Annotated in this window: 8 protein-coding genes; all 8 read left to right on the top strand. The window is 35.1% G+C overall.

Features of this window, described 5'->3' with window-relative positions:
- Positions 1–110 precede the first annotated feature (110 nt).
- The 8 genes from BXY64_RS11090 to BXY64_RS11055 all read left to right on the top strand — a co-directional run bounded on the left by BXY64_RS11090 (position 111) and on the right by BXY64_RS11055 (position 13,195).
- Positions 111–4,886, top strand: a complete 4,776-nt coding sequence (locus BXY64_RS11090; RefSeq protein ID WP_120240034.1) for a T9SS type B sorting domain-containing protein — start codon at positions 111–113, stop codon at positions 4,884–4,886.
- Between the two features lies 1 nt (position 4,887).
- Positions 4,888–5,907 carry a PorP/SprF family type IX secretion system membrane protein gene (locus BXY64_RS11085; RefSeq protein ID WP_120240033.1) on the top strand — a complete coding sequence of 340 codons (1,020 nt, stop codon included), beginning with the start codon at positions 4,888–4,890 and terminating at the stop codon, positions 5,905–5,907.
- 112 nt (positions 5,908–6,019) lie between these two features.
- Complete coding sequence (locus tag BXY64_RS11080; RefSeq protein ID WP_120240032.1) at positions 6,020–6,601, top strand: CsgE family curli-type amyloid fiber assembly protein; 582 nt, start codon at positions 6,020–6,022, stop codon at positions 6,599–6,601.
- 18 nt (positions 6,602–6,619) lie between these two features.
- Entirely contained in the window at positions 6,620–7,042 is a 423-nt protein-coding gene (locus tag BXY64_RS11075) for a curli production assembly/transport component CsgF (protein ID WP_120240031.1), read from the top strand.
- Positions 7,043–7,082: 40 nt separating this feature from the next.
- Positions 7,083–8,537: a CsgG/HfaB family protein gene (locus BXY64_RS11070; RefSeq protein ID WP_120240030.1), complete on the top strand. Its 1,455-nt coding sequence runs from the start codon at positions 7,083–7,085 to the stop codon at positions 8,535–8,537.
- A 363-nt stretch (positions 8,538–8,900) separates the two neighbouring features.
- The gene (locus tag BXY64_RS11065) at positions 8,901–10,541 is read left to right on the top strand and encodes a hypothetical protein (protein WP_120240514.1); all 1,641 of its coding nucleotides are present in this window, start codon (positions 8,901–8,903) and stop codon (positions 10,539–10,541) included.
- A 341-nt stretch (positions 10,542–10,882) separates the two neighbouring features.
- The gene (locus tag BXY64_RS11060; RefSeq protein ID WP_120240029.1) at positions 10,883–12,589 is read left to right on the top strand and encodes a hypothetical protein; all 1,707 of its coding nucleotides are present in this window, start codon (positions 10,883–10,885) and stop codon (positions 12,587–12,589) included.
- A gap of 72 nt (positions 12,590–12,661) precedes the next feature.
- Positions 12,662–13,195: a hypothetical protein gene (locus tag BXY64_RS11055; RefSeq protein WP_120240028.1), complete on the top strand. Its 534-nt coding sequence runs from the start codon at positions 12,662–12,664 to the stop codon at positions 13,193–13,195.
- The last annotated feature ends 137 nt before the right edge of the window (positions 13,196–13,332 follow it).

The following is a 13,332-nucleotide window of genomic DNA, read 5'->3' as shown; positions in this document are numbered from 1 at the left end:
TTTTTTAATTGGTTTTTGTTGTGTTATGAACATTATTATTTTGTAAATTGAGTGTAAGTGAAAGATAATCAAAGTTTAAGTAAAGGTAAACAAGCTTTTAAATTTGTTCTATGAAGCTAAAGGCATACATAGTAGTTGTAGTTTTAGTACTTTCTTCTTTTTCTGAAATATTTGCCCAAGGACGTGCCGGGGTATGGTATTTTGGCGAAAATGCAGGTTTGAATTTTAATGTTGACCCTGCGGCACCATTAACTGATGGAGCATTAGATACGGAAGAGGGATGTGCAACTGTTTGCAATGCTCAGGGCGATCTTTTATTTTATACTGATGGAATAACGGTGTATAATAAAAATCACGCTGTAATGGCAAATGGAGATGGATTGGATGGAAATGTATCTGCAACTCAATCTTCTATTATTGTGCAGCAACCAGGTAGCAGTGTGTTGTATTACATTTTTACTGTTGATGCTCATCAAAATGTTTTAAGAAATGGTTTGAGATATTCAATTGTGGATATGTCAATGAATGGTGGTTTAGGACAAGTTACGACCAAAAACGTTGTAGTGTTTAGGAATGAAGTTTGTGAAAAGGTTACAGCAGTAAAACATGCAAATGGTACTGATTTTTGGGTGCTGACTCATGAGTGGGGGAATAGACGATTTTTAGCTTATCAATTAAGTGCAGCAGGTTTGGCCGCTGCCGTTACTAGTTCCGTAGGTATAGTGCATAATTCTGACAGAAGATCTTCTATTGGTTATATGAAAACTTCACCCAATGGGAACAAGCTTGCTGTTGCAATATATACAGAAAATATGGTGGAATTATTTGATTTTAATTCTTCTACCGGACAGGTGTCAAATCCAATACAGATCAGTAGTTATACTTCACCTTATGGTGTGGAATTTTCTCCATCAGGTGAATTTTTGTATGTAAGTTTGTATACTCTTGGCGAACTGTATCAGTTCAATATTTCATCCAATAATCAGGCTACTATTAATAGTTCTGCACAACTAATTGGAAGTGGTGCCTGGTATTATGGTGCACTGCAATTGGCACCGGATAATAGAATATATTTAGCCAAAACAAATAATTCAGCAACAGGTGGGAGTTTAAATTTGGATGTGATTAACAATCCGGATGTTGCTGGAGCAGGAAGTAATTTTGCGGCAGACTCGAAAAATTTGTCAGGAAGAAGGTGCTGGTTAGGTTTACCCAATTTTGTTACCAGTATTTTTAGTCTGGAATTTGCGTATCAATTCGACTGTGAGGGCGATGGTACAGAATTTAACATTACTTCCGATTTAACCAACATTGCAAGTGCAACCTGGGATTTTGGAGATGGAACCTCACAAACAAGTAATGTAAATCCGTTTACGGTGACACATGTTTTTCCTGCTTCGGGTACTTACGATGTTAATTTAGAGGTAAATTTAATTTCGGGAGGCACCGATAATGTAACACAGTCTATTATTATAAATGCATTGCCAAGGGCTAATGATCAAACTATTTCGGTGTGGGAAGATGTGATTGGTGGTGGTGTAGCTTCAGGAATTGATCTTACCGCACTTGAAACAGCAACAAATGGAGGTGCAGGTATTACTTATGCATGGTACTCTGATGGTGCTTTAGCAACTGTTGTTCCTGATCCTACTAATGTAAGTGCCACAAATGGTCAGCAATTTTGGGTACAAGTAGTTGATGGAAATTGTACTAATGTAGCGGTAGTAACCGTAACTGTGAATGCTTTGCCCCAGGCTGTAGATCAAAACCCTGTAGTTTGTGAGGATAATTATAATTCCGGAATTGCTTCGAATATTGATTTAACTCAGCTAGATAATTTAATTACAAATGGAAATGCATTGCCTGTTACCTGGTTCCATGATGTTGGGTTGACCAAGCCAGTTACCAATCCATCTAATAGAACGGTTTCCAATGGAGAAGTGTTTTATGCTGAGGTGTCTACTTCAACAGGTTCAAGTGTTGCGACAGTAACGTATACAATTGAAAATTTGCCCGAAGGCAATGACATAACAATTCAGTTGTGGGAGGATACTTTTGGAAGTGGAACAGCATCAGGTGTTGATCTAACTTCTTATGATAATGCTGTTTCTAGTGGAGATCCAGTTGTTTGGTATGAAGATGCAGCATTTGTAAATTTGGTTTCAGGTCCTGAAAATATTACAGTAAGTGATGGAGATGTTTTTTATGCATTTATCGATAATGGTAACTGTACAAATCGTGGAAGTGTTGAGTTTGTTGTGCGTTCATCTCCTATAGCGAATGATCAGAATATTAGTGTTTGTGAGGATGTAGTTGGCAGTGGACTTGCTTCAAATATCGATTTAACTGCATTGAACGGAGCCATTAATGGTGCAACAACAAGTGCCGTTACTTGGTATGATGATGCAGGGCTTACGGTTTTGGTAACAGATCCTACAAATGCTACTGTTAGTGATGGGCAACAGTTTCATGTTTTAGTTGAGAGTGGAGGTGAGTCTAACACTGCTATTGTTACCTACTCGGTATTGCCATTGCCCATTGCAAATAACCAAAACATTACGGAGTTTGAAGATGTTCCGGGATCAATGATGGCGACGGCGGTTGATTTAACAACGCATAATAATGCCATAACTGGAGGTCAGCCTGTAAATGTGGAATGGTACTTCGATTCTGGATTAAGCAATTTGGTTCCGAATCCTAGTTCACAGGACGTGATGGATGGAGATATCTTTTACGTTCTGGTTTTCAATGCAAGTTGTTCAAATATTGCTACAGTTCAATTTTCAGTTTTAAACACTCCTGTTGCCAGAGGTGTTTTTCCTGAAGTATGTGAAGATGTTGCTGCAAGTGGTAGTGCATCTGTAGATTTAAGTTTGCTTGAAAATCAAATTAATGAGGGGAATGGCGATACATTTACATGGTTTTTTGATTGGCCAACCGAGCCCAATGGGTTACCAACAAATTCTATTCCTGACCCAACAAGTGTGAATGCTACAAATGGTGTTAGATTTTTTGCCGCTGTTGATGATGGTTTAAATACAAATGTTGCAGTAGTAACCTATACGGTAAATGCTTTACCTACAGCATTAGATATTGTTGTTGATGTTTGGGAAGATAGCTTCGGAACGGGCTTGACAACAGGAATAAATCTTTTGAACTATAATTCGAGTGTAAATGGAGGAAGTACCTCCTCCGTCACTTGGTTTACAGACATAGGTCTGACAAATGCAGTTTTGACACCTGATAATGTTAGTGCTGCTGATAATGATGTTTTTTATGCTTTAGTGCAAGATGCTAATTGTTCAGATAATGGAAGTGTTACATTTAATGTAAGACAGTTACCGGAAGCTAATGACCTGCAAATTCAACTTTGTGAAGATACTCAAGGATCAGGAACAGTTATAGGTTATAACTTAACTCAATTGGAACCTGCTGTGAATAATGACCCCGGAACCGTAAAAGAATGGTTTTTCGATTCTGGTTTAACTCTTCCCGTATCAAATCCAGCAAATATAAGTGTTAGTAATGCTGATGATTTCTTTGTAAGAGTAAGTTTTGGAGTGGAAAGTAATGTGGGGCAGATAAATTTTACAATTAACTCCCTTCCTCAGGCTCAGAATTATTCTGTAGCTCTTTGTGAAGATAATTTTAATACAGGAGTTGTTAATGGTGAAGACCTAAGAATTTATGAGAGTAACATCAGTACAAGTCCAGATATATCTTTAGTTTGGTATTCTGATGCATTACATACAAATGCGATATTGAATCCAAGCAATGTGCAGGTTTCCGATGGGGATATTTTCTATGCCCGTGTTTGGGATGGAACCTGTGAAAGTTTTGGAGAACTTGATTTTACAATTACAGCTTTGCCTGAAACCACAACGGTAACAGAAAATCTATGTGAGGAAATATTTGGCAGTTCTACTATTGGTAATATTAATCTTACAGATTTTGAAGGTTCATTAAGTCAGGATCCTAATGCTACAATTCAGTGGTATGAGGATGACCGCTTAACTATACCTGTAAATGATCCAGCTAACCAAATTGTTAATAATCAAAGTGCTTATTACGCATTGGTAACTAATAGTAATAGTTGTGAAAATACTGCAAGATTAAACTTTTTTGTAAATCCTTTGCCAGTTGCGAATGATCTAAACATTGAGCTTTGCGAAAATGAAGCTGGAGGAGGTGTGGTAAACAATTATAATTTGTCAGATTTAGATGTAAGGGTATCTAGTTTGGGTTCAATTATATCATGGTTTCAGGATGTAGATTTATCTGATGCGGTAAATAATCCTTTATCATATCAGATAGGCAATAATTTGGATTTGTATACTCAGGTTACTGATGGTATGTGTGAAAATACTTCAACGGTTAATTTTACTGTTCATGATAGACCTACTTTTGATTTAGGTGCGGATACAACCATTTTTTATACAGAGAGCAAAGTTTTAGCTCCAGCAATTGAAATAAGATTTTTACCCGGTACTTACTTGTGGCAAGATGGAGTCACATCATCCACTTATACAGTAACTGAAGAAGGAAACTACACATTAATATTTACTGATTTCAATGGATGTGTGGGTGAAGATGACATTATGGTATATGTTGATCGATATAGAATTTTTGTCCCCAATGCATTTACACCTAATGGCGATGGGTTGAATGATACATTTGGTCCGGTAATTACTGGCGATATAGTAGGAGAAGAAATTGAAATGTATATCTACAACCGTTGGGGGGAAATGATTTATGAATTTACTGATTTAGGAGTGGGGTGGGATGGAACCTATAAAGGGAAACTTGTAAACACTGGAGTTTATGTATGGACTCTTATTATTAATGGGAAGTCAAAGCAAGATGGCTCTGTATCTTTAATAAGGTAAGATGAAAAAATGGAGAATTGTTCATATCATCATTTTGATTGTGCTTTCGCAGAATGTCAAAGCGCAGGATATTGAATTCTCTCAATTCTATGCCAATCGTTTGTACTTAAATCCGGCTTTAGCAGGATCAGAATTTGCTCCAGTTGCTTCATTGTCCTATCGAAATCAATGGCCGCAAAACAATAAGCCTTTTATAACTTATACGGCTTCTTACGATCAGTATGTTGATATTATGCATGGTGGATTAGGACTTTTGCTAATTCAGGATAATCAAGGAGATGGAGCAATTAAAACTACTATGGCTTCAGGTATGTATTCGTACTCCCTTAATATAAATAGAAATTTTTCAGTGAATACTGGTCTTAAAGCTACATATGTACAAAGAAAGTTGGATTGGGAATCTCTGGTTTTTTCAGATATGATTGATCCTTTGTATGGAGTAATATATCCAGGAAGAGAAATACAGCCAGGTAGTTTATCTCATTCTTATATTGATTTTTCACTTGGGATAGTGGCAAATTATAAAAACTTTTACCTGGGAGCAGTTGCTGATCATTTATCTGAACCCGATGAAGCATTTGATAGTGATAACAATTCAGCTGTTTTGCCAAGGAAGTATACTGTTCATGCAGGAGCAGCAATTCCCATTGGATACTCAAGAGGTTTAATGAAAAGTGATTTTATGATTTCACCAAATATTTTGTATCAAAAGCAGCAAGATTTTGAGCAAATTAACTATGGATTGTATTTTTCCAGAACTAATTGGGTTGTTGGTACTTGGTTTAGACAAAATTTATCGTTTGATTTTGATGCGTTTATTGTGCTTTTAGGATATCAAACAGACAGATTAAGAATAGGCTATTCATATGACTATGTAGTATCAAAATTGGTTAAAACCAACTCAGGAGCTCATGAGATTTCCCTAACATATTTATTAGGAAAATCTCGCACATCTTGTTCAGGATCACACTATTTTAGAAAGAAGAGAAGGATTAGGGCAATTCGATGTCCGAAATTTTAATGGATGAAAAATGACCAATTGTCAAAGAATTATATTTATCTGTTTAAGTTTAATTAACTGGTTAACAAAAGTTAAGATTTCTTAAGAGTGGTGTAATGTGGTGTAAAACTTTATGAATTTAAAATTAGAAACTATATATTTATATATTGTGAAGAAGGCTGATTATATAGTGTTTAGAATGTTAGGTTCGTTACGAAGAATTACTTTTTTGATATTGGTTGCTTTGCTATTTTGTTGTTCGTTTTCGGTTCATGCACAGCAAACTAATAAAGAGAGAGATTCTTTGCGAACTTTAAAAATATTAAAGGATGCTTTAAATAGTGCTGTACAAAATAATTCAAGTACAGAGTCAGCAGAACTTGATATGGAAATCGATGGGTTAATTATGGATGAGACCATATCAAAAGTAGGTCGGGATTTTTTTGATATGTTTTATGCAACCTGGAATGCACCCAAAAATGCGAAAAACTTTACAATTACCATAAAGGAAATGGTATTGCCTGGATTGGCAACTCAAATTACAATATTAGTTAATGATGAAGAGGTGTTTAAGCAGAGGGTGCAGCCGCGTAACGATATTATGGAACAAATGTCAAACTATGCAATATATAAAACCACTAGATATTTAAGCAATTACGAAAGAATGAAATCTCAACTTGATGGAGATGATCAATCAGGTTCGGGTATTTTTTAACCTTAAAATAAATACACCATGAAATATTTAAAAGCAATAATCATAGTCGCTGTATTTTCTCTGGCCCAACCTATTGGAGTAATGGCGCAGGATTTTGTTTATACTCCAATAAATTCAAATTTTGGTGGTAATCCATACAATTACAATTGGTTGATAAACTCGGCAAAGCAGCAAGATAGAATCGAGGATCCTACTGCGCAGGATGGTTATCAGACTGATCCCCTTGATGATTTTGAAACTAATTTAAATAGACAGATATTGAATCAGTTATCAAGTAGGTTGGTGAATCAAATTTTTGGTGAAGGAGGAGATTTAGAGACAGGAAGTTATAATTTGGGGAGCTATAAAGTAGATATTATGGAAGATGCGAGTGGTGTTACCGTTAATATTCAGGATATACGGAATGGAAACTACACCAATGTCGTCATTCCTAGTTATTAAAAATTACCACTAATCATTATACCTCTTTAAATCTCTCTATATGAAAAGATTTATACCATTTTATCTGCTGGCAACTTTTATTTTCAGTGGATGTGTACCTTACTTTAATCAACCATTAACGGAACAGCGAGCAGAAATTGGAGCAGAGACTCCTGTTAGAAAGAATTTGGTCGGTTTACCAGAGCCACGTGAGAAAATTGTTGCAGCAGTATATAAGTTCCGAGATCAAACCGGGCAATATAAACCTTCTGAGACGGGAGCAAATTGGTCTACAGCTGTAACTCAGGGTACAACTTCAATTTTATTAAAGGCAATTGAAGAATCCGGCTGGTTTATACCTCTTGAAAGGGAAGGGCTAAATAACTTGTTGAATGAGAGAAAGATTATTCGATCAAGTAGAGCAAACTATGCTGGTAAGGATGATAAATCACAATTGTTACCACCTTTATTGTTTGCGGGAATTGTTTTAGAAGGTGGAGTTATTAGTTATGATGCCAATGTAATTACCGGAGGTGCTGGTTTAATGTATTTTGCAGCTGGAGGTTCAGGCCAATACCGTCAGGATAGGGTTACCGTATATTTGAGAGCAATTTCTACGAGTAATGGTAGAATACTTAAAACAGTTTATACTTCAAAAATGATTTTGTCTCAAAAGGTGGATGCAAGCCTGTTTAGATATGTGAAATTTAAGAGACTTTTAGAGGCTGAAACTGGGTTTACTTACAATGAACCATCCGAAATGGCGGTGAAGGAAGCAATTGAAAAGGCTGTTGAATCTCTTATTATAGAAGGTGTTATAGAGGGGTTGTGGGATCTAAAGAATCCAGAAGAGGTGAATTCTGATGTAATTACCAGGTATGTAGAAGAAAAGGAAGAAAATCAAGAGTCAGATTTCTTTGATCAATTGATAAGCAAGAGACGTCATAAATTCGGAATTGGTATTGAAGGAGGTTCATGGCTGTATATGGGAGATTATAGTCATACAGAAATGGAAGCCTGTGGAGGAGTTTCTTTATTGTACGATACTCAATCTTTTATGCAGTTTAAGGCAAGTATAACAAGAGGGGATTTGGCTACGACAGAACATTTTCAAAAAACCTTTAATTCTCTTGATGTAACAGCAAAATATAGACTCTTGCCATATAAAGATTGGACACCATATGTTGAAGGTGGTGTTGGTTTATTTTCAGAACATGATAAATCAGCATTTACATTTGATCTGTCAAATTCCATACATGCCCAAGCAATTTATGGAGCTGGCATTGAATTTTTATTCAACGATAGATTTGGATTAAATTTTTCCATCTTGAACCATTATATTTTCAATGATGAAGTTGATGGGTTAAAGCAAGGACATTACAATGATTATTATTGGGAAGGCAAAATAGGACTTAATTTTTACTTTGATAAGCTCTGGAGTAAGAATAATAAAAAAAGAGTAAGGAAGCAGAAAGTTAGGAAAAAACCTAAAAAAGAGCAGAGTCCTACTGAATAAAATATTAACAAGTTATGAACAGGTTAGAAGAAATTCTAACCTGTTTTTTTATGTGTTGATTATTTGAAATAGATGCTGGTAATATATTGATTGTGTCTTGCTTGTGGGGTTTTGTTTAATTTAAATTAATAAAACAGCTTGATTTTAAAAGCTTTGTAATATTTGATCAATATCTTTCAATAATTCATCATATAAATTTACTATTTGATGTAAACTAACATTTTATTTCCAATATTACTTTCTAATTTAGTTTTTGAATTAAAAACATAAATCATCAAATCGCACTTTAATGGTGCATTAAATTAATTAAAACAATTCACTCAGGGAAACCTGAATTTCACTTTAAACCAAAAATTTCAAACCATGAAAAAATTTTTATTTGTCCTTGCGACAGTTTTATTAACAGGAGCTTATTCTTTTGCTCAGGTTAACGTTTCAAATGTTGAACAATACGGTTGGATTAATGGAGCAACTGTAACTCAAACTGGAATCTTTAATATTAGTGATTTGTATCAGGATGGTATTTTCAATAATGCTATGGTAACTCAAAATGGATTCTTGAATATTTCTGATGGAACTCAAATAGGTCTTGGAAATGGTCTTTATGTAGATCAAGCAATGTCTAACTTTTCTTACGCATATCAACTAGGATGGTTTAACTATGCACAAGTTGAACAATTGGGTTATAATGCTTCGTATGTAAATCAACTTTTCGGAGATTACAACTGGGCATTCGTTGATCAAGTAGGAGTTTGGAATCTTTCTAGCATTAACCAGATATTTAGTTTTGCAGAATATGCTGACGTGTATCAAAATGGATGGTTAAACAATGCTTCAATTACTCAATTTGGTGGTATGTACGATGATGCAATCATCAGCCAGTGGGGAACTTGGAACCGTGCGAACATTTTGCAGGAAGCTACATATGCAAACTATGCATTAGTTGCTCAATATGGCTTTGGTAACTTTGCAAGTGTAGACCAGTGGATGGGTGCTTTCAATTCAGTTGAAATTCTTCAACATGGTGCTTTCCATACTGCTTTCGCTGATCAGTGGGGGGGAGAATCAAATTCTACAATGATTCACCAAGGTGGTTTTGCTAACTTTGCTTATACCGGACAATATGGTGGTTATATGAATAATATTGATGTTAATCAGCATGGAAAATATAATGAAGCTTACGCTGCTCAGTATGATGGTATGTTCAATAACTCAATCATCATGCAAAGAGGTAAGGGGAATGTTGCTGTTACAACTCAAGAAGGTGGTCTTGCTAACTTAGCATACGTGAACCAAAGAGGAAAACGTAACTATGCAGAAGTTTACCAAATGGAAGGTGCTTTGAACTGGGCATTAATTAACCAAAGAGGTAAGAAAAATGAAGCATTAGTTGAGCAATATTTCGGTGTATTCAATACTGCTGATATTTACCAGCATGGTAAGGAAAATGAAGCTTACGTAGGACAACTAGGTGGATTCTTTAATGATGCTGAAATTGAACAATATGGTAAGGAGAATGTTGCTGAAATAGCTCAGGTTGAAGGTGCATTTAACGAAGCTTATATCGGACAAGATGGAAAATATAATGATGCTGAGATTTACCAAGAATTTGGTGTAGGTTCTTTCGCAGGTATCGCACAAATTGGAGAATCTAACGAAGCTTATATTGAACAATCATATACTGACTATTCTTTTGCAGGAATCATTCAATTAGGAAATGATAATGCAGCTGCTATTGGACAGTTTGACTCAGATAATAGTTATGCTTTAATCAACCAGGAAGGTGATGATAACTTTGCTATGACAATTCAGGCATTTGGACAAGGTAATGTTGCAGTTACTAATCAACTTGGTGATTATAATAGTGCAGTTACTCTTCAGGTAGGAAGTAACAATTATGCAGATGTTTACCAAAATGGATTTGGACATTCGTCAACAGTAACTCAATTTGGTAATGGAAATACTGCTGTTGTATCTCAATATAATGCTGGTGTAACTCCATAATTTTTATGAATTGATTTGATTGATTTATAATAAAAGTAACCGCCAAATTGCTGAAATAATGCAGTTTGGTGGTTTTTTTTTATCGTTTATTTTAAGACAATTTAAACATTTGTTTAAGTTTTCTTATGCTTTTTTAGACTCTTTAAAAATTAGCATGTGGAGAATACGGTTTAATCAATGGTAATAATTCGTTCATGTAAAAATAAAGGTGTTTGGAAAGGCTTTTTTTTAATTTAGATAAAAGATCTAGGAAGGCTATAAGTGGTCTTCATTTGGTCGAATCAGAGCTCTTTATACTATACTAGATTTTATTTCACTTTTAAACCTTTAAAAAATCAACCATGAAAAAATTATTATTTCTGGTAGTTGCTGTGGTTTTTGCAGTTTCTTCTGCATTTGCACAGGTTAACTACTCAACAGTAGACCAATTGGGTTTCGGTAATAACGCCGGTGTAACTCAAGTTGGATGGTTCAACATGAGTGATGTTGACCAAGTTGGACTATGGAATATGGCAGACGTTGACCAAGACGGACTGTGGAATATTTCATATATCGATCAATTGGGTATATTAAATTCAGCAGGTGTAACTCAAGCTGGGATATTAAATGTATCATATATTGATCAAGTTTTATTCTTCAATGATGCAGTTGTAAATCAACTTGGATTGCATAATATTTCAAGAATTATGCAATTTGGTATGATGAATAGTGCTGCTGTGGAGCAATTAGGATTTTTCAATATGTCTTATATCTCTCAATTGGGAGCTTTCCATGACGCGATGGTATGGCAAATGGGCATTTTAAATATGTCTTCAATTGCGCAGTTTGGATTAGGAAATTCTGCTTATGTTGCTCAATTTGGATTAGGAAATAATTCTACTGTAACACAAGGATTTTTCGGTAACATGGCAGGAGTACTGCAAATTGGTATTGGAAATTCAAGTTCAGTACTTCAAATGGGTATGCTAAGTAATGCACTTGTTAATCAATTTGGTTACATGAATAAGGCATCTGTTTCGCAGTGGTATACTAAATTTGCAAATGCTGAAATTATTCAGAGTGGTGTAATGAATATGGCACAAACGCTTCAAATGTTTGGTAAATTTAATTCGGCTCATATTGATCAAACAGGATGGTTTAATATGGCGAAATCTGCCCAGTATGGTGGATATGGTAATGTTACAAATATTTCACAACATGGAGCGTTTAATAAAGCTTTTGCATTGCAAAAGAAAGGCGTAGGAAATAAGGCATTTATCCATCAAAATGGTGTAGCAAATATGGCTTCTACTTTCCAGTATAAAGGAGTTAATAATACAGCAAACATTAATCAAGATGGATGGTTTAATAAGGCAAGAACTGTTCAGATTAAGGGTGCTGATAATGTAGCTACTACTACTCAAATTGGGGTTAAAAATTATGCTTTTGTAGAGCAAATTTATGAGTATGGAGGTGTTGTAAATGTACACCAAAAGGGATACAAGCATTTTGCTGACGTAACTCAGAAGTTTGGTGCTGGTGACAAAGCCAAAGTTATTCAAAGAGGTGACCATCAAACAGCTTATATTTCTCAACTTTATGGTACAAAGAATAAGGCTAAGATTAAACAATTAGATCATGGAAATACTGCTATTATTGACCAGATTGGTGGTAAGAAGAATAGTGCAGATATCTTCCAAAAAGGTGAACACAACTTCTCATTTATTGGGCAATTTGGAGGTAAAAAATCAGATGCTTTTGTTGAGCAAAGAGGTGATGACAACAGAGGTTGGGTATTCCAGTTTGATCAAGAAGAAAGTTTAGCTGATATCTTGCAAGATGGAGACCGTAATGTTGCTGTAATTGCACAAATGGACGGTATGTACAATAGTGCTACCATTCTTCAGACAGGTGATGATAATACTGGTTTGACTTATCAGTGGGGTGACAGTAATACTTCATTCCTAGAGCAAATTGGTAATGGTCACTTCGGTCAGGTTATTCAAAATGGTAATGAAAATTTCGCTGTTACTCAACAAGGTAATGCAGGTGTTGTATTCTCACCATGATCCTATGAGCTTATAAAGTGAAATTCCCACACTAGTGGGAATTTCCTTCTTAAAATCTTCACTAAATCGCTTATGCTTTATTTAAAAAAATACATTTGGTGCGCTCTGTTCTTATGTTTTAATAATTTTGTAATTGGGCAGAATTATAATCAGGAAGACCAACTTCTAAATCAATTGAATTATGGTCTTGCCAAAGCCATCGAAGGAGAAAATATTATCTCTGCTATTCAATTTGGAAATGAGAATGGATTAATGATTTCTCAATTCAGTAAAGAACAGGTGGCAATCATCCAACAGGTTGGTGTTGAGAACATATTAGAGGCAGTTCAGAAGGGAAATCGCCAAATTATTGAGATTTTTCAGCGAGGAGATTTAAATTTTGTGGAATCTGCCTTGAATGGGAACAACATTTCCTCTAGCATTCACCAATATGGTGATAACAATTCATTGCAACAAGAAGTTATTGGGAATAATAAGAGCTTTGAAATTACACAAGTTGGAAATGACAATGAATTAATTCAAATAGATACCGGAAATACTACCAGTGGCTATAGTGTAAGCCAGGTAGGAAATGGTATGACTGTTATAATACAAAGTGGTTTGTGAATACAGAGCAGGTTTAAATGGTTGGGGTATCCTTTGGGATACCCCTTCTTATTTTAAGATATTTTATGGAAATTAAATATTTTTTTTATCAATTTATAGTATTTTAACGCTTTCCTTATTGATTTTATATTAACTAT

The sequence above is a fragment of the Marinifilum flexuosum genome (assembly GCF_003610555.1).
Taxonomy (GTDB): domain Bacteria; phylum Bacteroidota; class Bacteroidia; order Bacteroidales; family Marinifilaceae; genus Marinifilum; species Marinifilum flexuosum.
This window is presented reverse-complemented; position numbering and strand designations above follow the sequence as displayed.